The sequence below is a fragment of the Vogesella amnigena genome (genome assembly GCF_042648905.1).
Lineage (GTDB): Bacteria > Pseudomonadota > Gammaproteobacteria > Burkholderiales > Chromobacteriaceae > Vogesella > Vogesella amnigena.
Map to the genome: position 1 here is coordinate 60,356 of NZ_JBHRYH010000045.1, position 22,447 is coordinate 82,802.

Genomic DNA, 22,447 nt, shown 5'->3' on the forward strand with positions numbered 1-22,447 from the left:
CGCTCAGGCCTGCGGTGGCAGCCTGGCGCCCAGCGTGGCGGGCAGCCGGGCCAGCAGTTGCTGGCGGCAGCGCTGCCAGAAGGCCGACATCAGCAACAGCGCGCTGCCGATCAGCAGCCCTGACAGCGCAAAGCCCTGCCCCTGCAGGCCGGCATCTTGCAGCAGATGGCTGAAGGCATACAGCACATAGGCCAGTGCCGAGACCAGCAGCGCGCGGCGATCCACCGCCAGCGACAGCAGGCCGAACAGCAGGTACAGCAGTACTACCGCCAGCATGGCGCTGCTGCCGGCTTCGCCACTCTGTATGCCCAGCAGCGAGAACACCGGGTGCACGATCAGCGGTGCGGCCAACAGGTGCAGCCAGAACGCCACGTCGGACTTGCGCGTCTGCCGCGACGGGTCCTGCATGTCCCAGCGCATGGCCAGCCAGAAGGCGATGCCACCGCAGCCCAGCAGCAGCAGGTCACTGCTGTGGCGCAGGTTTGGCCACTGCAGCAGCAGTGCGGCATTCAGCGTGATCACCGCCACGGCCACCGCCGCGGCAACGGTGATCGGCACCCGGAAGCGGCGCCAGTGCAGCCAGGCGGCGGCGGCTGCGGCGCTGCCGGCGGTCAGTATCGCCGGCGCCATGGTGGTTTCCAGCCCGCTGTCCAGCAACAGCAGCACGGCCATGCCGCTAGCGCTGACAAAACTGCCCAGCAACACAATGGCCGGCAGTGCCATGCGCCGCTGGCGCACGAAATACTCGGCCAGCAGCCAGGACAGTGCCGCCACCAGCACGGCGCCCAGCGGCGGCCACAGCGTGCCGCCCAGCCAGCCGGCGCAGCCCAGCAGCAGCAGCGCGGCAATCACCACAAAAATATCGTTGAAACCGCTAAGCAGTCGGAAGTGCTCCTCGTCCATCAGGGAGGTGTGCTGGCGGCTGGCCACCATGGCGCGAAAGCGCGCCACATCCTGCTGCTGGAAAATGCCCACCTGCACGGCATGGCTCAGGTCTTCATCGGTATACATGCGCTGCTCCCTCGTCGCGGCAACCCATGCTGCTCGCAGCGGCAGATTATTCTTACGGCATGGCGTGCTGGCAAGTGTTTTGCCCCGGCGGCTATCGGTAGCGCGCAGCAAGGCGCTGGCAGCTGTCGCACAGGGTGAGTATTTGCCCGCCTGGTGCTAAGGTTGGCCGCAGGAGAACAGATGCTGATACGTGCCGACATGACACAACGCGCGCTGGTGCTGCCCGGCGATTACCGGTTCGTGGCCTCGCCGCTGCCCGGTGTGCAGCGCATGATGCTGGATCGTGTCGGCGGCGAAGTGGCGCGCGCCACCAGCATCGTCGATTACGCTCCCGGCGCCCGCTTCGATGCCCACGAGCACGATGGCGGCGAGGAGATCCTGGTGCTGTCCGGCGAGTTTGCCGACGAGCATGGCGTGTACCCGGCCGGCAGCTACCTGCGCAATCCGCCCGGCAGCCGCCACGCGCCCTACTCCACTACCGGCTGCCGCCTGCTGGTCAAGCTGCGGCAGTTTGCGGCGGATGATGCCGCCACGGTGCGTATCGATCCGGCCACGGCAAGCTGGCAGCCGGGGCTGGTGCCTGGCCTGCAGGTGCTGCCGCTGCATCAGCACGGCAGCGAGCACACCGCGCTGGTGCGCTGGGCGCCCGGCACGGTGTTCAAACCGCACAGCCACCCCGGTGGCGAAGAGATCCTGGTGCTGCAAGGCGTGCTGTGCGACGAAAGCGGCTGCTATCCGGCAGGCAGCTGGCTGCGCAACCCCTGCGGCAGCCAGCACACGCCGTATACCGGAGACGCGGGGGCGCTGATCTACGTGAAGGTGGGGCACCTGGCGTTGTGATGCAGCGTCTGGTTGGGATTGGTCATGCGGCCAACGTGGCAGCACGGTAGCTTGGGTTGAGCGTAGCGAAGCCCAACATTCGCGGAGTCGTCGAGCAGGCGACGCCCTGCCTGTTCGACGTAGTCATTTCTCCCGTGGCTATACCCTGTGGCTGACGAGTCCCAATCCAAAAAGGTTGGCCGCAAACCCGTTACGGCGTGCGGCCAACCTTTTGAATGCATTGTGCGGAAGACGTTGGGCTTCGCTGCGCTCAACCCAAGCTACGCTGCTCTTGATGCTGCTCATTTGCCAAGCTCCCCACTTCCGCATGCGCGCTGCGCATCAATGACGGAATGAGGTCGGGTTTATTGCAGTGCCCGGATGCGCTGCCTGGCTTGCTCCGCGATGCCCTCGTACAGTGCGAATGCATCGACGGTTTCGCCGCGTTCGATGCGCTTGGCGATCATGGTGAGCGGAAACAGCAGGATTGGCGAATCCCGGTACTGCAGCGCCGGATCACGGCCATATTCATCGCTGACCATCACCCATTTGAAGCCCATCTCCTGCACGAAAACATCGCCCAACACCACGCCCAGGGCCTGCAGCTCATATGTCTGCTCGGGGCGGAAGCGGCGTGCTTCGAGCAAGGCACGCAAGGTGCCGAGCTTGCCGACAGCTGTGGGGTATTTGTCCTGTAGATCTCGCGGAGACAGGAAGTGCCGGATCAGCTGACGCTGTGCATCAAGTGCGGCGATATCCTGCTTGCTCAGTGGTGAAATCTCCTGTGCGGCCACCATCTGGCAGCCGAGCAACAGTAGCAGTAGCAATAATCGGCGCATGCGGCACCTTCCTTGATGAGTGGGTTTTACAAGCCAATGCGTGCCTTGCCACCCGCTTCAACCCTTGTAAAAGTAAGGCACGATATCCCACAGGATATGGGCAAGCACCGGGGGCCATAACGTCCGCTTCCAGAGGTAGGCAAGGGTGAGTGTCAACCCGAAGGTGAGTACCCATACCACGCCCAACGGCCCTTGATACAGGTGATAAAGCATGCGCACCAGCAGCGATACGCCAAGCGCCAGCGATGGGCCGTGATGGCGCAGGCCGCGCGCCAGTACGCCAAGCAGGAATACTTCTTCGAAGGTGCCGTTGACCATGGCAAAACACACGATGGACACAAGCGACAGCTCACCAAAGGAGAAGCGGCTCATACCGTGCAGGCCGGTAATGTGTGTAAGGCTGGCGGCTCCCGACGTTGCCAGCCCGCTGGCCAGCCAGGCAACAACCGTCAGCAGCAATCCGGCCAGTGTGCTGCGCCAGCTTGGCCGCGGATAAAGGTGGGTAATGTCAAAGCCCTGCGAATGCAGATAGAGCAAGGCAGTAGCGGCAAGTATCAGCTCGATGAAGATCATGGCGGCATTGCCGTCATTCGAGAGCGTGATCACGGGAAACCCGGCGCTGACAATCTGCAGGGAGGTGAGTATCGGCAGGCCAAAGCAGATCAGGCTGATGATGGTGGCCTGGGTAGCGGAGAGGCTGAATTTGTTCATGTGCAGCGTTGTGTCGATAACGTGTCGGCGCTGGTAGTGGCGACAATACGGTTACCATTATGACAAAAGGGCAAGCCGTATGGCTTGCCCTTGTCTTTTGCTACGCGAGAACACGTGCGGCCAACCTTGGCCGCACTCCCTGCCTTACGAAGCGGGACGTTGCTTGAAGAAGGTGATCGGGGCCGTGGCCGGGATGTCGCTGGGCGGCGCCGATTTCAGGATGTGCTTCTTCATCTTGCCCATCACGTGCATTTCGCACGGGCGGCATTCGAATTTCAGCGTGTAGGTTTCGTCGCCGGATTTCAGGATCATCGGGTCGGCGCGCACCTGGCCCATCACCCCTTTCACACCCTTGGCCTGCTTGGGGCAAAGGTTGTAGGAGAAGCGCAGGCAGTGCTTGGTGATCATTAGCGACACTTCGCCCTCTTCCTGGTGCGCTTCGTACGCCGGCTCGATCACGTCCACGCCGTGCTGGCGGTAGAAGTCCCAGGCCAGGGCGTTGTAGACGTTGGCGAGGTAGCTCAGGCTCTGCTCGGGGAACTGCGGCTTGGGTTCGGCTTCCGCCTTGCGCGGCGGGCGCTGCCATGCGGCCAACCTTGCCGTTTCCAGCTGTTCCACCGCGTCGCGGCGCAGACCGTTGATCACCGAAGCCGGCACGAACCACGGCTGGCTGAGGTTCAGCGCCACGTCGTGTGCTTCGAACATGGTGTTGCCGAGCTTGGCCACCGCCTCACGCAGGCTGGCTTCGGCGCGGGCGGCGTCCTTGGCCGGCTCCAGCGCGATGTTGGCCGCAGCGCTGGCGCTGCAGCCGTCGGCGTCGGTAAGGGTGAGCGTGAGGCCGGAGGCCGAGTCGGCCAACGTGGCCCACACGCCCACGCGGCGTTCGGCGGATTTCTTCAGCAGCGCCAGCTCCCAGGCGTGGTCGCGGTTGCGGCTGATGTCGGTGCCGGGCTTGAGGCCGGTAAGCGTAGCCGGGTCGTTGGGCACGCAGCGCCACAGCAGCTGGCCGCCAGGCACCTTGCCCACCTGCTTCACGGTGTTGAGCTGCATGCCCACCACTTCACGCTTCTTCATGAAGTTGATGCCGTCGCCGTTGCTCATCTGCTCGCTGGTGGCGATTTCCAGCCAGCCATCGCCCACCTGGTGCACGCTGCCCAGCTGCACGCCGACGAACTTGGGCGAGTCGAAGGCGCCGATATCCTGCTTGCGGCCGGTGGCGAAGTAGTCGGTGGCGCCGCGGTGGAAGGTTTTGTCCGGGTCCGGCGTGAAGAAGATTTCGCTGCTGCCGCTGGCGGCCGGCGCCAGCTCCGGACGGCGCTCGAAGATCTCGTCCAGCAGCAGGCGGTAGTGGGCGGTGATGTTCTTCACATAGCTCACGTCCTTGTAGCGGCCCTCGATCTTCAGCGAGCGCACGCCGGCATCCAGCAAGGCTTCCAGGTTGTTGCTCTGGTTGTTGTCCTTCATCGATAGCAGGTGCTTGTCGAACGCCACTACGCCGCCCTTTTCATCGGTGAGCGTGTACGGCAGGCGGCAGGCCTGCGAGCAGTCGCCACGGTTGGCGCTGCGGCCGGTGTCTGCATGGCTGATGTAGCACTGGCCGGAGAACGCCACGCACAGCGCACCGTGGATGAAGTATTCGATGGCGGCCGGGTCGGCGCCTTCGGCCACCACTTGTGAGATCTTGGCGATTTGCGGAATGGTCAGCTCGCGCGCCAGCACGATCTGGCTGAAGCCGGCATCGGACAGGAAGCGGGCTTTCTCCGGAGTGCGGATGTCGCACTGGGTGGAGGCGTGCAGCTGGATCGGCGGCAGGTCCAGCTGCAGGATGCCCATATCCTGCACGATCAGCGCGTCCACGCCGGCGTCGTACAGCTGCCAGATCAGCGTGCGCGCGGCGTCCAGTTCGGCGTCGTGCAGGATGGTGTTGAGGGTGGCGAAGATGCGCGCGTGGTAGCGGTGGGCAAACTGCACCAGGCCGGCGATGTCTTCCACGCTATTGCAGGCGTTGTGGCGCGCGCCAAAGCTGGGGCCGCCGATATACACCGCGTCGGCGCCGTGCAGGATGGCCTCGCGGCCGATGTCGGCGTTCTTGGCGGGGGATAGCAGCTCAACCTGGTGCGGCAACAGACTCATGAATACTTCCTGCGGTGGGTGGGGTGAAGGGGCGGAATTATAGCGGAATCAGTGGCTTAGGACACCCCGAAAAGACCCCGCCTTCGTCGCGATACTGCGTTGCTCACGATTGTCCCTCCTTACATATCAAACATATGCGTCGTCGGGATTTTTCGTACGCGCCTTGTCTCGCTTAAAAATCGGGGTTTTCGAGGCGCCCTTAGGTGTAGCTGCCCGTATTGCCGCCGCGAGCGCCGGCGGCAGGCGGGCGCAGTGCGGCAATGATCAGCTCAGCAGGCGGAAGATTTCCCAGCGCTGGGTGCCGGAAACCACGTGCGGTTCCAGCTGTTTGCTCCAGGCGGCGTGGCTATCCAGGGTGGCGAGCTTGGCCCAGGCGGCTTCCAGCTCGGCCAAGCTGGCAACGGCGATTTCACTCTGGATGGTGGATTCCCTGGCGCCGATCGAGCCGGTGAGCAAACGGGTATTTCCTTCGCTCCAGCCGACCTGTGAGCCGATTTCGCGCAGCCAGCGGTGCATATGGTCGAGCACCTCCGCCTTGTGGCCAAAACGGGCTTCGATACTCCAGCGGGCAATGAACATGGTGGCAACTCCTGTCAGACAGGGCATGCCATAAGGAGTGCGGCCAACAGCTGCCGCTGCAGCGCGGGGGCTGGTGGGCGGCCGTGGTGCAAGGCAGCCGGGCCGGCGCTCGCGGGGGCGGGCGCGCATGCCCAGGGTGGGTGTAACCCAGCATAGACCATGGCTGGTCTGGCGGCAGGGTCAGCCGGTGAGCAAATTGGCCAGCTCGTCCACGGCTTCCGCCCACTCGGCGTCGTCGTCCAGCGACTGTTTCAGGAAGGCGGCTTGCGAAGCATTCCAGAACGGTGCGTCCTCGATACTGGTTTCGTGCGGCAGCGGGTGGCTGGCAATGAAGGCGCGAATGGCGGCGGGCTCTGCCGGCAGGCCCAGTTGCTTGAACAGGCCGGGAAGATCGTGGGAGCTGGTATCCATGGTGGCGGTCCTGGCGGTTATCCTGTTTGATGACATGGCCTGTCCAGCATAGACCGCGCCGGAACTTGTGCCAGCGGCAAATGCTCTACGCGGCTGCAAGATGATAGGCATCGATTCCGGAGAGCAGGACATGAGGACATTTGTGGTGATGGCGGGCTTGGTGCTGCTGACTGCCTGCAGCGAAGAACAGACCGCCCGGCTGCAGCAGCAGGCATCGGCCGCCATCGGCGGCGTGCACCAGGTGGTGCAGGACAGCAGCGCGCCGCTGGCCGAGCTGAAACAGCAGGCCAGCGCAGTGCTGGGGGATGGTGGCAAGCTCAAGCAGCAGGCCAGCGCCGCCATCGGCGTGGCCAAGCGGGTGGGTGAGGCGGCGGCGGTGTTCGACCCGGAGCTGGGCGAGCAGATCGATCAGGCCAAGCAGGCGGCGGATATCCTGCAGGGCAAGCAATAATCATCGCCTGCGGCCGGAGTTGGCCGCAACAACGGCAAACCGCGCCGCAGGCAACTTGCCGGTGGCGCGGTTTGCTTTTATGGCCGTGGGTTTACAGCGGCAGATAGCGGCGCAGCTCGGCCACCCAGTCGCGGCCGGCATAATCCGGGCCCATCACCAGCACGCTGTAGCTGTCGCTGCCGAAGCGGGCATCCACCTCGATCAGCACATGGGTGTTGCCACCTTGCGGGATGAAGGTCAGCTCGATTTCCTGGATGCGGAAATTGCCGCCGCGCGGGCGCAGCTCGAACTCCTGGTAGCAGCCCAGGGTACTCATCACATTGCCGGCGCGGGCGGTGCCGACTTCGACGTCGGTGCTGGCCAGCGCCCAGCCCAGCTGCTCGAACGCCTGCAGCAGGGTCTGCACCGGTGCCGGCGGCAGAATCTCCAGCAGGTCGCGGTCGCTGGCATCCACTGCCGAATCGATGGCCAGGTCGGTGTGGATCCACACCGGCAGCGGGCGACCGTAATGCGGCAGCGCGTTGATGGGGGTTTCCGCCGGCAGCTGAATCTGGAACGGCAGTTCCTTGGTCTGGCCTGCCACAATGGTAAAGCGGCCGCTTACCGGCACCGTGCCCAGCGGCAGCGCCCCACGTGCCTCGTGGTCGCCGGATTCCTGCTCCGCTTCCACCATCAGTACCAGTTCGATTTTCTCGATGTCCTGGTCGGCGCTGCCGCCCTGCACCAGCACGCGGCCACGCAGCAGTTCGCCTGGATACAGGCGCGGGTTGTCCAGCTGGGTATCGACTTTGGCGCCACCGACGCCGATCGAGGCAAGCAGTTTCTTGAACATGTCTATGTATTCTGAAGTTGTGTTGACGGGCGCTTGCAAGACCGTATGGACGGCAGCAAGTTCCGGCCGTGGTTGCGGCGCGGAGAGGGTTTGCTCAGGGTAGGAGCAAGTCGCTGGCCGGAATGGCCAGATAGGTTTGTATCAGCGGGCGCAACGCATCTTCGGCAACCAGCTGTTGCAACGCGCGGCGCAGGTGCTGCCGGTCGGTGGCAGGTAGCCGGGTCGACAGGTAGCTGCCCACCCGTACATACAGCGGAGGGCGGAACGGCAGCCTCTGCAGCTGCCCTTCCAACCCGGATACGCCGGTGGGGGCCCAGCTGGTAGTGTCCAGTACCGCGCTCAGGCGCTGGCGCGCCAGCTTCTGGTACAGACTGGAACGGTCGTTACTGTATTCGATGCGGGAGAAGACGGACAAGGCATTCAGCCGTGTCGTTACCGTGGGGGCCAGATGGGTGCCGCGGATCATGCCTAGCCGCGTCGAGATATCGGCCAGCGCTTCGTCCGCCGTGCTATATGCGCCACCGCGCAGCACACCCACGCGCAGTGCCATGCGTAGCATGGGGACGAACTCGGCATCGGCGGCGGGGATCTGCGGGTCTTCCAGCACGCCCAGCTGCAGCATGAGCTGCCCGCTGCGGAATACGGCATCGCGACGGGCCAGTGGTAGCTGCTGCGGCTGGAGGCGGCAGCCACTGAGCGTGGCAAGGCGCTGTGCCACCACCACCATCAGTCCGCTTTCCTCGCCGGATGCGGCTTGCTGGTACAGGGCCGGCTGATTTGGCGCTACCGGGTAGGTGTAGTTGCAGGCCAGGGCAGCAACTGGCAGCCAGAGGCAGGTGGTAAGCAGCAGACGGACAGGCAACATGGCACTGGGCAGGAAAAGTGACGATGTTGTCAGCTTAATGCATCGCCGGTCGGGTGCAAGGGTTGGCCGCAGCATGCGGCCAACCTGTGCCAAGGAGGGCTTATACCTTGTCGTACAGCTTGACGCCGCCCTGCACGAACGCAATGGCTTTCACTTTCCGTCGCCCGGACACTGGCGCGGCTTGCCCAGCTGGGTACCAGCTTTGGCGCCACCGACGCCAATCGAGGCAAGCAGTTTCTTGAACATGTCTATGTATTCTGAAGCTGTGTTGAGCGACGTTGGCAAGACCGGGCGGCTCGATGCAAGTTCCGGGCGAGTTTCCACACCGTTGGCCGCATGTAACTGCGGCCGTGCCGGTTAGCAGAACAGGTATGTCTGTAAGTGCTGGCGAATAGGGGGCCAAGGCGCATTGGGCTGTCTGGGGTGCGGTGCTATTTGATTGCGTCGAACAGGCGCTCGGATTCGGTAATCATGCTTGTACCCTGCTCCTGTTTGCCATTCTTCTTGTACAGCCAGCCCAGGCTGTTCAGGGTGACCGCATAGGCGTAGTGCTGCGTGCCTACGCTGCTAGCAAAGGCATCCAGTGCTTGCCGGTAATAGCCTTCTGCCACATCGACATGGCGCAAGTAGTGATGGGCATCGCCCAGTTCGCGCAACACGATGGCTTTATGCACCCTGTCGCTGTTTGCATCGTTCTGCTCCCCGGCCAGTACCTCCTCCAGTAGTGATATGGCACGGACGTACTGCTTACTATCGATGCAGTTGCTGGCAAGGCGCGCCTTCGATACCCGGATCGACGGGTGGTTGGCTGGCATGATCAGCTGTTTGATAGCGAGTGCCTGTTGCAGATAGCGCTCGGCAGAGGCCCAGTCCCGCTTGCGGTTATACAGCGTGCCCAGGTTGTGCAGGCTTTCTGCCACCTCCTTGCTGTTTTCCCCAGCAAGGGTTTTGCGCATGACCAGGGCCTGCTCGTGTAACCGGATAGCCTCGCTGTCATTGCCGGTGTATTGGCGTAGCAGTGCCAGATTGTTCATCGACTCAGCAACCAGCAGGTGCTGCTCGCCCAGTAGTCGCGTACGTAACGCGAGGGCCTGCAAGCCGATGGGTTCTGCGTCCTTGAACCGGCTGCTTTCGCGCAGGAACTGGAACCATGCATCCAGCAGGTCTGCGTATAGCAACGTGTCTGTTGGTACCGCTTGCGGGCCATACAGTAAGGACTGCAGTAATGCTCCTGCTTCCTTGAAGTGATCCTTCATTAGCCAGCTGCGGGCAAGGTCTCGCTGTGCCTGCCAGCGGGCGGTCTGGTCGGTAGCGCTGGCAAGCGCCGCTTCTGCCTGTTGGGTGGCTTGCTGGTAATTGCCCTGCTGCAGCAGGTTGTCAACATTGTCGGCATGGCAGGCAATGGTGAAGAGCAGGGGGAGAACAGGACGGAAAATGTGCATATGGGCAGCCCAGGGTTATGTGCTTGCAGTCGGAAGCTATCCGGCATGCTGTCAGTTTTGGTTTTCCGCAGCTTCCATGATGCGTAGCCCCTCGGTAATCAGTTGCTGACCTTCACTGTTATGGAGGTTCTGTTTCAGCAGCCACCCCAGATTGTTCATGGCCTGTCCGACGGCATAATGTTTTGCTCCCAGTGCCTGCTGTAGCACTACCAGGGCCCGCCGGTAGTACTGTTCCGCTTCCGTGACCTTGCCCTGGTCTTGGAGGCAGTCAGCGATGGCGCGCAAGGTTCTGCCTGTCTGGTCAAGCGAGTCTTCGCCATTGCGTTGGGTCATGGTCAGAGTGGCTTGCAATTGCGCCATGGCTTCGTCGAACCGCTTTTCCTTGCGGTACAACCAGCCCAGCATGCGCATGCTGCGGGTCAGGCTGGGGTGGTCCGGGCGCAAGACATGCTGTTTGATGCGGATGGCTTCGATCATCATGGATTCGGCCTGTTGGTACTCACCGGGAACCATGTGATTGAAGCTCAGGTTGTACAGGCTTTCTGCCACAGGGAAACTGTCATGTCCTGCCAGTTGTTCGCGTATTTGCAGTGCTTGCTTCAGCAGTTTCTGGCTTTCCGCCACCTGGTCTTGCATGCCTAGGGAAACGCCCAGGTCATTCAGTGTCTGGGCAACGTCCAGATGTTGTTCCCCCAGGTGCTGCTGACGTGTAGCCAGTATGCGCCGGTAGAGTTTGCTCGCCGGCTTTGCCTGCTGCAGGTCCATATAAACGGCAGCCAGTCCATCTTGTACTTCTGCCTCGAGCAGGCTGCCCGGGGGAATCTGGTGGCTGTCCTGCAGCAAGGCCTTGAACATTTGTTCCGCCTGAGCGGGTTGGCGGTGTTCTCGGGTGGCGTTGGCCAGATCGATTTGTGCACGTAATTGGCTAGTGGCGTCATCTGCGGGGAGTTGCTGCAATGCTTGGCTGGCCTGTTGTAGTGCCAGCTGGTAGTAGCCGTCCTGCAGCAATTGCTTGATATCTGCTGCCTGTGCGGGCAGTGCCAATGGCATGGACAACAGCAGACTGAATAGAACGCTTTTCATGCGACTCCCCTTCGGTTGGAGCCAGCATGGTGCCGCAAAATATGCCGATGGGGAATACGGCTTTGTATAGATACCGGCGAACAAGACATGCCGGGTGTCACGGGGCGTTTATCTGCCCCAAAAGGTTGGCCGCAGCGCTGCGGCCAACCTTCGTTTAACGTGAAGCAAAGCAGGCTTATACCTTGTCGTACAGCTTGCCGCCGCCCTGCACGAACTCGATGGCTTTCACTTCCATGCCCTTGTGCAGCGCGTCCTGCTCGCTGATGCCCTGTTTGGCGGCGAATTCGCGCACGTCCTGGGTAATTTTCATCGAGCAGAAGTGCGGGCCGCACATGCTGCAGAAGTGGGCCACCTTGGCGCTGTCTTTCGGCAGCGTTTCGTCGTGGAATTCGCGCGCCTTGTCCGGATCCAGGCCCAGGTTGAACTGGTCTTCCCAGCGGAATTCGAAGCGTGCCTTGGATAGCGCGTTGTCGCGGATCTGCGCGCCGGGGTGGCCCTTGGCGAGGTCGGCGGCGTGTGCGGCCAGCTTGTAGGTGATGATGCCTTCCTTCACATCATTCTTGTTCGGCAGGCCCAGGTGTTCCTTCTGGGTGACGTAGCACAGCATGGCGGTACCGTACCAGCCGATCTGCGCCGCACCAATCGCGCTGGTAATGTGGTCGTAGCCCGGCGCGATGTCGGTGGTGAGCGGCCCCAGGGTGTAGAACGGCGCTTCGTGGCACCACTCCAGCTCTTTGTCCATGTTCTCCTTGATCAGCTGCATCGGCACGTGGCCGGGGCCTTCGATCATCACCTGCACGTCGTGCTGCCAGGCGATCTGCGTCAGCTCCCCCAGGGTCTTCAGCTCGCCCAGCTGCGCGGCGTCGTTGGCATCCCAGGCGCTGCCCGGGCGCAGGCCGTCACCCAGGCTGAAGGCTACGTCGTAGGCCTTCATGATTTCGCAGATTTCCGCGAAGTGGGTGTACAGGAAGTTTTCCTGGTGATGCGCCAGGCACCACTTGGCCATGATAGAGCCGCCGCGCGACACGATGCCGGTCATGCGGTTGGCGGTGAGCGGCACGTAGCGCAGCAGCACGCCGGCGTGGATGGTGAAGTAGTCAACGCCCTGTTCTGCCTGCTCGATCAGCGTGTCGCGGAAGATTTCCCAGCTGAGGTCCTCGGCCTTGCCGTTCACCTTTTCCAGTGCCTGGTAGATGGGCACGGTGCCGATGGGTACCGGCGAGTTGCGCAGAATCCACTCGCGGGTTTCGTGGATGTTCTTGCCGGTGGACAGGTCCATGATGGTGTCGGCGCCCCAGCGGATGCCCCAGGTCATCTTGTCCACTTCTTCGCTGATCGACGACGTTACCGCGCTGTTACCGATGTTGCCGTTGATCTTCACCAGGAAGTTGCGGCCGATGATCATCGGTTCGCTTTCCGGGTGGTTGATGTTGTTGGGGATGATGGCGCGGCCGGCGGCCACTTCCTGGCGCACGAATTCCGGGGTGATGTCTTCCGGCAGCTGGGCGCCGAAGTTCTGGCCGGCGTGCTGGCGGGTCATCAGTTCCAGCAGGCGCTTGTTGCCGGTGGCTTTGAGCGATTCGACATACGCCTTGCGGTTCAGGTTTTCGCGGATGGCAACGTATTCCATCTCTGGCGTGATGATGCCCTGGCGCGCGTAGTGCATCTGGGTAACGTTGCGGCCAGCCTTGGCGCGGCGCGGTTTGCGTTGCAGGTCGAAGCGCAGGTCGGCCAGTTTCGGGTCGGCCTCGCGGGCGCGGCCGTAGTCGCTGGACAGGCCGGCTAAGCGCTCGGTGTCGTCACGCTCGGCGATCCAGGCGGCGCGCAGTGCCGGCAGGCCGGAGCGGATGTCGATGCTGGCTTGCGGGTCGCTGTACGGGCCGCTGGTGTCGTAGACGTAGATTGGCGGGTTCTGCTCGCCACCGAACTGGGTGGGGGTGTCGGCCTGGCTGATTTCGCGCATCGGCACGCGAATGTCCGGGCGGCTGCCCTCGACATAGATCTTGCGGGAGTTCGGTAGCGGCTGGATGGCGGCGGAATCCACCACCATGTGTTCGTTCAGTTTGCTTGGCGCGTTCATCGGGGGGCTCCAGTGTGCGATGAAACGGCGCAAGGAGCGGCCCGGTTGCCCGGCTGCGGTTGGCCGCGGTCACGGCTGGCGGGAACGCGCGGCGTGATGCGGTGTCTGGCAGGTTACGCTTCCCTACGCCGGTATTATCCGGGTCAGGTTCGAAGGGTGACTCTCACCCGCCAACCCGCCAGTGTCGCCCGCACACAACGCTGTGGCATGCTCACCGGCAGGGGCAGGACCCCTAGCGATGCTGTGAAGGTAAGTTAATTGTGGGATAATCGCAAGTTAGGTTGCGCCCGCATTACGGGCCGGCCGGCTGCGAAAACTGCATGAAATCAAGCGTGCGTGCCGTTTTCAGAGTCGTCCTTTCCTTATTGTCTTGAATCCCCCGGAGTTTCCGATGAATTTCGAACAAGCCCGTTTCAACATGGTTGAGCAGCAGATCCGTCCGTGGGATGTGCTCGACACCTCCATCCTCGACCTGCTGTTTCACGTGAAACGCGAAGATTTCGTGCCGGAAGAAAAGCGCAGCCTGGCGTTTGCCGACGTTCAGCTGCCGCTGGAAAACGGCTGCACCATGCTGGAGCCGAAGGTGGAAGCCCGCCTGCTGCAGGATCTGCAGGTGAAATCCAGCGACAAGGTACTGGAAGTGGGTACCGGCAGCGGCTACATGACCGCGCTGCTGGCCGCCGTCAGCCAGCACGTGTACAGCGTGGACCTGGATGCCGAGCAATCCCAGCGCGCCGCGGCCAACCTCAAGACCGCCGGCATCCGCAACGTGACCCTGTCGGTAGGCAACGGTATCGAAGGCCTGGCTTCGCAGGCGCCGTTCGACGTGATCTTTGTTGGCGGCTCGGTACCGGTAGTGCCGGACGCACTGAAGGCGCAGCTGGCCGTGGGCGGCCGCCTGGCGGTAATCGCCGGTGATGCCCCGGTGATGATTGCCAAGGTAATCACCCGCGTGTCGGAAAGCGCCTACCAGGAAAGCGTGAGCTTCGACACCAATATCGCCCGCCTGCAGCAGCTGGACGCCATCGAGCCGTCCCGCTTCAGCTTCTGAGCATGGTAGGCGAAATCACCGCCCGCGATCTGGCTGCCTGGCTGGCCGACGACAGTCGCGTCAAACCGGTGCTGCTGGATGTGCGCGAGGACTGGGAATACGCGCTGTGCCACATCGCCGGCTCGCAGCAGATGGTGATGAACCTGGTGCCGCTGCGTCATAACGAGCTGCCGGACGATGTGCCCATCGTAACCATCTGCCACCACGGCGTGCGCAGCTTCCAGGTGGGCCTCTACCTGCAGAACGCCGGCTTCGAACAGGTGCTGAGCCTGCGTGGCGGCGTGGATGCCTGGGCCAATGAGGTGGACCCGGCGATGGCGCGCTACTAAGCCACACCATCCAGTCGAAAGCCGTTCCTGCCGGAGCGGCTTTTTTGTTGTCGCCACGCCGTGGCAGAAAAGAATGAACATGAGCTACCTTTCCCCCGCCCTTGCCGCCCTGCCCGCCGCCTGGCGAGAGGTGCTGACCGCACCGGCGCTGGCTGCGCAGTTGCAGGCCATAGACACGCGTCTGGCCGCCCGCGCCGCCGACGGCGTGGCCATCTACCCGCCGCGCGAATTGGTCTTTCATGCCTTGCAACACGCTGCACCGCAGGACGTGCGGGTAGTGATCCTGGGCCAGGACCCCTACCACGGCGCCGGCGAGGCCATGGGACTGAGTTTCTCGGTGCCGGCCGGGGTGAAGATTCCACCCAGCCTGCGCAATATGTACAAGGAGCTGGCCAGTGACCTGGGCGTGGCACCGGCCGCCAGCGGCGATCTGACACACTGGGCGCAGCAGGGTGTGCTGCTGCTGAATACCTCGCTGACGGTGGAAGCCGACAATGCCGGCAGCCACGGCAAGATCGGCTGGCAGCAGGTGACCGATGCGCTGATCGACGCGGTGAATGCGCACAATCCCGGCTGCGTGTTCCTGCTGTGGGGCAACTGGGCGCAGGGCAAGGCCGAGCGCATCGATACCGGCCGCCATGCGGTGCTGAAGGCCGCGCATCCGTCGCCGCTATCCGCCAGCCGCGGCTTCTTTGGCTGCCGCCATTTCTCGCAGGCCAATCAATGGTTGGCCGCACGCGGCCGTGGCGAGATCGCCTGGGGCGCGCCGGCGGCACAGGGTGGTTTGTTCTAGCCGTAGCGTCGTGCTGTCGCTGGTGTAAAGTGCAGCCCAAGGCGGGCAACACCGCCATTGTCTACAGGGGGAAAACGTGGCCATCACGCTGAAGAACGTGCGTTATTTCGTGGCGGTTGCCGAGGCGGAGTCTATCTCCGGTGCGGTGCAGGATCTCAACGTGTCGCAATCGGTGGTGACCGAGGCGATCCGCACGCTGGAGGCCGACCTTGGCGCCACGCTGTTCCAGCGCCACGCCCGCGGCATGATCCTTACCCACGCCGGTTACCAGTTCCTGCGCCATGCGCACCAGATCCTGGCTTCGGTGCGCAATGCCCGCGAGGCAATGCGCGCGCGGCCGGACACCGTTACCGGCCAGCTCAATATCGGCGTTACCAGCCTGGTGTGCGGCTACTTCCTGCCCTATCTGCTGGACCGCTTCCGCAATACCTTTCCGCTGGTGGATATCCGCGTGGTGGAAGACCAGCGCGAGTACATCGAGCACCTGCTGGTGAACGGCGAGCTGGATGTGGGGGTGCTGATCGTTTCCAACCTGGAAAACCGCCAGGCGCTGGAGGCGGAAACGCTGCTGGAATCCGCCTACCGGCTGTGGCTGCCGGTGAACCACCCGCTGCTGGAGCTGGGCACGGTGGCGGTGGCGGAAATGGCGCAGCAGCCGCTGGTCACCCTGAAACTGGACGAGCTGGAAGACGTGGCCACCGCGCTGTGGCGCAGCCAGGGCCTGCGGCCAACGGTGGCGGTGCGTACCAGCTCGGTGGAGGGCCTGCGTAGCCTGGTGGCCACCGGCGCGGGGCTGGCGGTGATGCCGGACCTGCTGTACCGGCCGTGGTCGCTGGATGGCGACCGGCTGGAAGTGCGTCAGCTGCTGGAAAAAACGCCGTCGCTGCAGGTGGGCCTGGCCTGGCGCCGTGGTGCCAAGGTGGCGGAAACAGCACAGAACTTCCTGACCGTGGCGCGCGAGTACACCCGTAGCCACGCCTGATTGGATCAAATTTCGTTCTATAAAACCGATATCTTGTAGTGTGCAATTTATAAAACAGATGGCTTGCACCGCTGTGGCTCGCGATTTTGCGCTGCGGCACGCTTTCGGTTCAAACTCCCGCACGGCGCAGCGATAAATGCCAACACCGGCGGCGAGCATCCGGTTTTTCCGATAGGTAGTATTGGGCAAGTTACCTTGGTAGTGCCAAAACGCGGTTCCTAGAATGCAGCACATCATTCGAGACGCAATCAATGCGCCGATCTGCAAAGGAGAACTGTGATGAAGCATCGCCTGCATGCCCTGGCCTGGGCGGCCGTCTGTAGCAGCATGGTCGCCACCCCGCTGATGGCGGCACCGCCGACCTCGCTGGGCAAGCCGGAAGGCAAACTCAACATCATCGCGTGGCCCGGCTATATCGAGCGCGGCGAGACCGACAAGAACTACGACTGGGTAACCCAGTTCGAAAAGAACACCGGCTGCCAGGTAAGCGTGAAAACCGCTGCCACCTCGGACGAGATGGTGTCGCTGATGAACTCGCCCAACTACGACCTGGTAACCGCCTCCGGCGATGCCTCGCTGCGCCTGATCTACGGCAAGAAGGTGCAGGAGATCAACCCCAACCTGATTCCCAGCTGGAGCACGCTGGATCCGCGCGTGAAGAACGGTGGCTGGTACACCGTGGGCGGCAAGGTGTACGGCACGCCGTACCAGTGGGGCGCCAACTTCCTGATGTACAACACCAAGCTCTACCCGAGCGCGCCCACCAGCTGGGCGGCGGTATTCGAGCCGGGCAAGCTGGCCAATGGCCAGGCCAACAAGGGCAAGGTGCAGGCTTACGACGGCGCCATCTACATTGCCGATGCCGCGCTGTACCTGATGAGCAAGAACCCCAAGCTGGGCATCAAGGACCCGTACGAGCTGAACGAAGCGCAGTACCAGGAAGTGCTGAAGCTGCTGCGCCAGCAAAAGCAGCTCACCCACCGCTACTGGCACGACGTAACCGTGCAGATGAACGACTTCAAGAAAGAAGGCGTGGCGGCATCCAGTGCCTGGGGCTACACCATCAACACCCTGCAGGCGGAAAACTTCCCGGTGGAAGGCGTGATTCCGAAGGAAGGCGCCACCGGCTGGGCGGATACCACCATGCTGCATGCCAAGGCACAGCACCCGGTGTGTGCCTACAAGTGGATGGAGTGGTCGCTGAACAAGAACCTGCAGTCCAGCCTGGCTGAATGGTTCGGTTCCAACCCGGTGGTGCCGGACGCCTGCAAGACCAAGGCACCGGGCGGCAGCGACTTCTGCAAGAGCAACGGCTTTGACCGCTTTGCGCAGATCCGCTTCTGGAAAACCCCGATCGCCACCTGCAAGACCCAGGGAACCTGCGTGCCGTACAGCCGCTGGACTTCCGACTACATCGCCATCATGGGCGGTCGGTAATCCCGCTGCCGTGGTTGGCCGCCAGTTGCGGCCAACCCGGTACTACGTTTCAACCGAGCGCCGCCATGTCCTTCCTGGGGGGGCGGGGCGTGGCGGTTGCTCACCCGGTAGTACGGCTGCCCGTTCGGGCCGCCGCCTTGCACGCCTTGCCGTGCATTTGGAGTACATCATGTCCATCGCCGTCCAGTTCCAGAATGTCAGCCGCCACTACGACAGCGTGCGCGCCGTTGACGACATCAACCTCGACATTGCCGAGGGCGAATTCTTCTCCATGCTGGGCCCGTCCGGCTCCGGCAAGACTACCAGCCTGCGCCTGATCGCCGGCTTCGAGCAGCCCAGCCAGGGCTCCATCCGCATCTTCGGGCAGGAAGCCGCCGGGCTGCCGCCCAATCTGCGTGCGGTGAATACCGTGTTCCAGGATTACGCGCTGTTTCCGCACATGAACGTGCTGGACAACGTGGCCTACGGCCTGATGCTCAAGGGCGTGGGCAAGGACGAGCGCTACCGCCGCGCCGAGGAAATGCTGGAGATGGTCAAGCTCGGCCAGTACGGCACCCGCCGCCCGGCAGCGCTGTCCGGCGGCCAGCGCCAGCGTGTGGCCCTGGCCCGCGCGCTGATCCTGCAGCCGCGCGTGCTGCTGCTGGACGAGCCGCTGGGCGCGCTCGACCTCAAGCTGCGCGAAGCGATGCAGACCGAACTGAAAGCGCTGCAACGCCGCCTCGGCATCACCTTCATCTATGTGACCCACGACCAGGGCGAGGCGATGTCGATGTCCGACCGCGTGGCAGTGTTCAACAAGGGCCGCATCGAGCAGGTGGCGGCGCCGCAAGTGCTGTACAACCAGCCGGCTACCGCCTTTGTGGCGGATTTCGTCGGTGCGGCCAACGTATTCGACGGCGATCTGGCCGGCACGCTGATCGGCCATGCGCAGGCATTCGCCGTGCGGCCGGAGCGCATTCGCCCGGCCGGCCAGCTGGCCGATGCCGACGTGGTGCGGGTACCGGGCAAGCTGCTGGATATCCAGTACCTGGGCGCGGTAAGCCGCTACGAGGTGGAAGTGTTCGGTCAGAAGGTGGTGAGCATGGTACTGCCCAACGAGCACGGCAATGCCGAGCCGCAGGCCGCCATCGGCGCCGCCATCACCCTGGCCTGGCCGCGTCAGGCCATGCTGCCGCTGGCCGGTTGAGGGGGAAACATGATGACTGCTTCCCTGTCCGCCACCCCTGCCGTGCCGCCGCTTGGCCTGCTGCAGCGACTGGGCGTGGCGCTGTACCGTCGCCCCGGCCTGCAGCTGGCGCTGCTGCTGGGCCTGCCGCTGCTGTGGTTCCTGGTGGTGTATATCGGCTCGCTGGCCACCCTGCTGGCGCAGAGCTTCTTCACCTTCGACGATTTCACCATGGAGGTCAGCCGCGAGCTGACGCTGGCCAACTACCAGCAGCTGCTGCAGCCGGCCAACTTCGACGTGGTGCTGCGCACGCTGAGCATGGCCAGCGCGGTAACGCTGGCCTCGGCGGTACTGGCCTTTCCGCTGGCCTACTACATGGTGCGTTACGCCCGTGGCTGGAAAAAGGGCTTCTTCTACGTGGCGGTGATGCTGCCGATGTGGGCCAGCTACATCGTGAAGGTGTACGCCTGGACGGTGCTGCTGGCCAAGGATGGCATCGTGTACTGGGCCTACCAGCACCTGGGGCTGGGCAGTGTGGTGGACTGGCTGATGACCATCCCGCTGCTGGGCGGCAACTCGCTGACTACCTCGCACCTGGGCCGCTTTGCCGTGTTCACCTATATCTGGCTGCCGTTCATGATCCTGCCGATCCAGGCCGCGCTGGAGCGGGTGCCGCTGGGCCTGATGCAGGCCAGCAGCGACCTGGGCGCCAGCGGTGCGCAGACCTTCCGCCACGTGATCCTGCCGCTGGCGTTTCCCGGGGTGGTGGCCGGCTCCATCTTCACCTTCTCGCTGACGCTGGGCGATTACATCATCCCGCAGATCATCGGCCCGTCCGGCCTGTTCATCGGCTCCATGGTCTACACCATGCAGGGCTCCATCGGCAACATGCCGCTGGCCGCCGCCTTCACCGTGGTACCGGTGGTGATCATCGCGCTATACCTGACCGGCGCACGCAAACTGGGAGCGTTCGATGCACTCTGATCAAGACCGCGCACCCCTGTGGCTGCGCCTGCTGGCCTACGGTGGCATCGGCTTCCTGTTCCTGCCGATCGCCGTCATCATCATCTACGCCTTCAACGCCGAAAGCGCCGGCTACAGCTTTCCGCCCAAGGGCTTCACCCTGAGCTGGTTCGGCGCCGCCTTTGCCCGCAACGACGTGATGCAGGCCATCGGCCTGTCGCTGCAGTTGGCCGCATTGGCCACCGTGCTGGCGGTGCTGCTGGGCACGCTGGCGGCGGCAGCCATGTACCGCCGCGACTTCTTCGGCAAGAACGCCATCACCATGATGCTGATCCTGCCGATTGCCCTGCCCGGCATCATTACCGGCATCGCGCTGCTGTCGGCGTTCCGGCTGGCGGAGATCCCGTCCGGCTTCTGGACCATCGCCATCGGCCACGCCACCTTCTGCGTGGTGGTGATCTACAACAACGTGATCGCCCGCTTCCGCCGCATGAGCTACAGCCTGGTGGAAGCCTCGCAGGACCTTGGCGCCGACATGTTCCAGACCTTCCGTTACGTGGTGCTGCCGCAGATCGCCACTGCGCTCTTGGCCGGCGGCATGCTGGCCTTCGCGCTGAGCTTTGACGAGATCATCGTTACCACCTTCACCGCCGGCAACGAAGTCACGCTGCCGATCTGGATGCTGAACCAGCTTACCCGCCCACGCGATGTGCCCATCACCAACGTGGTGGCCATGACCGTGATGCTGATTACCGCGCTGCCTATCCTGGGCGCGTACTACCTGACCCGCGGCACGGAAGACATCGCCGGCAGCGGTAAATGACCGAGGTTCCTATGGAAAAGACGCTGAATACCCGTTTGCTGATTGGTGGCGAGTTTGTGGAAGGCCAGGGCGAGCGCGAGCGCATCGTCAACCCGGCAACAGGCGAGCTGATCGTGGAAATCGCCGAAGCCAGCGCCGAGCAGGTGCAGGCGGCAGTGGCCGCCGCCCAGAGCGCGTTCGGCAGCTGGGCACGCACCACCCCGCGTGAACGCAGCGAGAAGCTGCTGGCGCTGGCCGAGGCCATCGAGGCGCGCGGCCCGGAATTCGCCCGCCTGGAATCGCTGAACTGCGGCAAGCCCTATCACCTGGCACTGGGTGACGAGATTCCGGCGGTGGTGGACGTGTTCCGCTTCTTTGCCGGTGCGGTGCGCGCCCAGACCGGCGCGCTGGCCGGCGAATACCTGCCCGGCCATACCAGCCTGATCCGCCGCGACCCGCTGGGCGTGGTGGCCTCCATCGCGCCGTGGAACTACCCGCTGATGATGGCGGCGTGGAAGATGGCGCCGGCGTTGGCCGCAGGCAATACCGTGGTGCTCAAGCCATCCGAGCAGACCCCGCTGTCCACCCTGAAGCTGGCCGAACTGGTGGCCGGCATCCTGCCGCCGGGGGTGTTCAACCTGGTGCTGGGCCGTGGCGAAACCGTGGGCAGCCCACTGATCTCGCAGCCGGAAGTGCGCATGATCTCCATCACCGGCGACGTGTCCACCGGCCAGCGCGTGCTGGAAACCGCCTCGCGCTCGCTCAAACGCACCCACCTGGAGCTGGGCGGCAAGGCGCCGGTCATCGTGTTTGACGATGCCGACATCGCCGCCGCGGTGGAAGGCATCCGCACCTTCGGCTACTACAACGCCGGCCAGGACTGCACCGCCGCCTGCCGCCTGTATGTGCAGAAGGGCGTGTACGAACGCTTTGTCGCCGATCTGGCCGGCGCGGTATCCACTATCAAGTACGGCCACCAGCACCTGGAAGGCGTGGAGATGGGCCCGCTGATTTCCGAACGCCAGCGCAGCCGCGTGGCCAGCTTCGTGGAGCGCGCCGAGCAGCAGCCGCATATCGAAGTGGTAACCGGCGGCGCCATGGGCAGCGGCCCCGGCTTCTTCTACCAGCCGACGGTGATTGCCGGTGCGCGCCAGGACGACGAGATCGTGCGCCGTGAAGTGTTCGGCCCGGTGGTGTCCATCACCCCGTTCGACGACACCGAGCAGGTGATTGGCTGGGCCAACGATTCCGACTACGGCCTGGCCAGCTCGGTGTGGACCCAGGACGTTGGCCGCGCGATGAAGGTATCCGCCGAACTGCAGTACGGCTGCACCTGGGTGAATACCCACTTCATGCTGGTGAACGAAATGCCGCACGGTGGCATGAAGCGTTCCGGCTACGGCAAGGACATGTCGATGTACGCGCTGGAGGATTACAGCTGTGTGCGTCACGTGATGATCAAGCAGTAACAGTCGGATCACGATCTGCTGCGCGTCGGCGATACGGCGTTGAATTCGACTCAGTAATGCGCATTTACAACTTGTAAATTCCGCTTCCTCAGCCGTTTTCGCCTTGTCTCGCTCTCGCTCGCGAGATCGTGAATATGTACTACGCGGCATCCGGTTGGCCGCAAGCTTGCGGCCAGCCTTGTTCACCAGGGGAGAGACAC

The 22,447-nt window shown here is 63.5% G+C and carries 23 protein-coding genes and 1 riboswitch; of the genes, 11 read left to right on the forward strand and 12 right to left on the reverse strand.

Annotated elements, in window-relative coordinates:
• Positions 1-3: 3 nt before the first annotated feature.
• A complete protein-coding gene (locus ACFOKJ_RS14630; RefSeq protein WP_390280909.1) occupies positions 4-1,011 on the reverse strand; it encodes a hypothetical protein in 1,008 nt (335 codons plus the stop codon).
• 180 nt (positions 1,012-1,191) lie between these two features.
• Between ACFOKJ_RS14630 and ACFOKJ_RS14635 the strand changes: the two genes are divergently transcribed.
• Positions 1,192-1,851, forward strand: coding sequence for a cupin domain-containing protein (locus tag ACFOKJ_RS14635; protein ID WP_390280911.1), 660 nt, complete (start codon positions 1,192-1,194; stop codon positions 1,849-1,851).
• A 344-nt stretch (positions 1,852-2,195) separates the two neighbouring features.
• Here ACFOKJ_RS14635 and ACFOKJ_RS14640 read toward each other — a convergent pair whose 3' ends face one another.
• The 5 genes from ACFOKJ_RS14640 to ACFOKJ_RS14660 all read right to left on the reverse strand — a co-directional run bounded on the left by ACFOKJ_RS14640 (position 2,196) and on the right by ACFOKJ_RS14660 (position 6,503).
• Positions 2,196-2,657: a DUF3806 domain-containing protein gene (locus ACFOKJ_RS14640; protein ID WP_390280913.1), complete on the reverse strand. Its 462-nt coding sequence runs from the start codon at positions 2,655-2,657 to the stop codon at positions 2,196-2,198.
• Between the two features lie 69 nt (positions 2,658-2,726).
• Positions 2,727-3,380, reverse strand: a complete 654-nt coding sequence (locus tag ACFOKJ_RS14645) for a CPBP family intramembrane glutamic endopeptidase (RefSeq protein WP_390280915.1) — start codon at positions 3,378-3,380, stop codon at positions 2,727-2,729.
• 144 nt (positions 3,381-3,524) lie between these two features.
• Positions 3,525-5,513 (reverse strand): peptidase U32 family protein, encoded by a 1,989-nt coding sequence (locus ACFOKJ_RS14650; RefSeq protein WP_390280917.1) that lies wholly within the window; start codon positions 5,511-5,513, stop codon positions 3,525-3,527.
• Positions 5,514-5,777: 264 nt separating this feature from the next.
• Positions 5,778-6,092 carry a hypothetical protein gene (locus tag ACFOKJ_RS14655; protein WP_390280919.1) on the reverse strand — a complete coding sequence of 105 codons (315 nt, stop codon included), beginning with the start codon at positions 6,090-6,092 and terminating at the stop codon, positions 5,778-5,780.
• Positions 6,093-6,272: 180 nt separating this feature from the next.
• On the reverse strand, positions 6,273-6,503 hold the full coding sequence (locus tag ACFOKJ_RS14660) for a DUF2789 domain-containing protein (RefSeq protein ID WP_390280921.1): 231 nt from the start codon (positions 6,501-6,503) through the stop codon (positions 6,273-6,275).
• Between the two features lie 130 nt (positions 6,504-6,633).
• Here ACFOKJ_RS14660 and ACFOKJ_RS14665 point away from each other — a divergent pair, with 130 nt between their 5' ends.
• Positions 6,634-6,954, forward strand: a complete 321-nt coding sequence (locus tag ACFOKJ_RS14665; protein ID WP_390280923.1) for a hypothetical protein — start codon at positions 6,634-6,636, stop codon at positions 6,952-6,954.
• A gap of 91 nt (positions 6,955-7,045) precedes the next feature.
• On the opposite strand, the gene ACFOKJ_RS14670 is transcribed toward ACFOKJ_RS14665, so the two are convergent.
• From ACFOKJ_RS14670 to thiC, 6 genes are all read right to left on the reverse strand, one after another.
• Positions 7,046-7,786, reverse strand: coding sequence for a sporulation protein (locus ACFOKJ_RS14670; RefSeq protein WP_390280924.1), 741 nt, complete (start codon positions 7,784-7,786; stop codon positions 7,046-7,048).
• A 94-nt stretch (positions 7,787-7,880) separates the two neighbouring features.
• Positions 7,881-8,651, reverse strand: a complete 771-nt coding sequence (locus ACFOKJ_RS14675) for a hypothetical protein (RefSeq protein ID WP_390280926.1) — start codon at positions 8,649-8,651, stop codon at positions 7,881-7,883.
• Between the two features lie 150 nt (positions 8,652-8,801).
• Entirely contained in the window at positions 8,802-8,897 is a 96-nt protein-coding gene (locus tag ACFOKJ_RS14680) for a sporulation protein (RefSeq protein ID WP_390280928.1), read from the reverse strand.
• 185 nt (positions 8,898-9,082) lie between these two features.
• Positions 9,083-10,093, reverse strand: coding sequence for a tetratricopeptide repeat protein (locus tag ACFOKJ_RS14685; RefSeq protein WP_390280930.1), 1,011 nt, complete (start codon positions 10,091-10,093; stop codon positions 9,083-9,085).
• A gap of 51 nt (positions 10,094-10,144) precedes the next feature.
• Complete coding sequence (locus ACFOKJ_RS14690) at positions 10,145-11,176, reverse strand: tetratricopeptide repeat protein (protein ID WP_390280932.1); 1,032 nt, start codon at positions 11,174-11,176, stop codon at positions 10,145-10,147.
• Positions 11,177-11,351: 175 nt separating this feature from the next.
• Positions 11,352-13,256 (reverse strand): phosphomethylpyrimidine synthase ThiC, encoded by a 1,905-nt coding sequence (gene thiC, locus ACFOKJ_RS14695; RefSeq protein ID WP_390280934.1) that lies wholly within the window; start codon positions 13,254-13,256, stop codon positions 11,352-11,354.
• 103 nt (positions 13,257-13,359) lie between these two features.
• Positions 13,360-13,500: riboswitch (TPP riboswitch) on the reverse strand.
• Between the two features lie 147 nt (positions 13,501-13,647).
• Here thiC and ACFOKJ_RS14700 point away from each other — a divergent pair.
• The 9 genes from ACFOKJ_RS14700 to ACFOKJ_RS14740 all read left to right on the forward strand — a co-directional run bounded on the left by ACFOKJ_RS14700 (position 13,648) and on the right by ACFOKJ_RS14740 (position 22,247).
• On the forward strand, positions 13,648-14,307 hold the full coding sequence (locus ACFOKJ_RS14700; protein WP_390280936.1) for a protein-L-isoaspartate O-methyltransferase family protein: 660 nt from the start codon (positions 13,648-13,650) through the stop codon (positions 14,305-14,307).
• Between the two features lie 2 nt (positions 14,308-14,309).
• Entirely contained in the window at positions 14,310-14,636 is a 327-nt protein-coding gene (locus ACFOKJ_RS14705) for a rhodanese-like domain-containing protein (protein WP_390280938.1), read from the forward strand.
• A gap of 79 nt (positions 14,637-14,715) precedes the next feature.
• Positions 14,716-15,429 (forward strand): uracil-DNA glycosylase, encoded by a 714-nt coding sequence (gene ung / locus ACFOKJ_RS14710; RefSeq protein WP_390280940.1) that lies wholly within the window; start codon positions 14,716-14,718, stop codon positions 15,427-15,429.
• Between the two features lie 76 nt (positions 15,430-15,505).
• The gene (locus ACFOKJ_RS14715; RefSeq protein WP_390280942.1) at positions 15,506-16,411 is read left to right on the forward strand and encodes a LysR family transcriptional regulator; all 906 of its coding nucleotides are present in this window, start codon (positions 15,506-15,508) and stop codon (positions 16,409-16,411) included.
• A gap of 279 nt (positions 16,412-16,690) precedes the next feature.
• Complete coding sequence (locus ACFOKJ_RS14720) at positions 16,691-17,848, forward strand: ABC transporter substrate-binding protein (RefSeq protein ID WP_390280944.1); 1,158 nt, start codon at positions 16,691-16,693, stop codon at positions 17,846-17,848.
• A 169-nt stretch (positions 17,849-18,017) separates the two neighbouring features.
• Positions 18,018-19,034, forward strand: coding sequence for an ABC transporter ATP-binding protein (locus ACFOKJ_RS14725; RefSeq protein ID WP_390280946.1), 1,017 nt, complete (start codon positions 18,018-18,020; stop codon positions 19,032-19,034).
• Between the two features lie 9 nt (positions 19,035-19,043).
• The gene (locus ACFOKJ_RS14730; protein WP_390280948.1) at positions 19,044-19,997 is read left to right on the forward strand and encodes an ABC transporter permease; all 954 of its coding nucleotides are present in this window, start codon (positions 19,044-19,046) and stop codon (positions 19,995-19,997) included.
• Positions 19,987-20,799 carry an ABC transporter permease gene (locus tag ACFOKJ_RS14735; RefSeq protein ID WP_390280950.1) on the forward strand — a complete coding sequence of 271 codons (813 nt, stop codon included), beginning with the start codon at positions 19,987-19,989 and terminating at the stop codon, positions 20,797-20,799. The genes ACFOKJ_RS14730 and ACFOKJ_RS14735 overlap by 11 nt, the downstream gene beginning before the upstream one ends.
• Positions 20,796-22,247: a gamma-aminobutyraldehyde dehydrogenase gene (locus ACFOKJ_RS14740; protein WP_390280952.1), complete on the forward strand. Its 1,452-nt coding sequence runs from the start codon at positions 20,796-20,798 to the stop codon at positions 22,245-22,247. Before ACFOKJ_RS14735 ends, ACFOKJ_RS14740 begins: the two co-directional genes overlap by 4 nt.
• Positions 22,248-22,447: the final 200 nt, after the last annotated feature.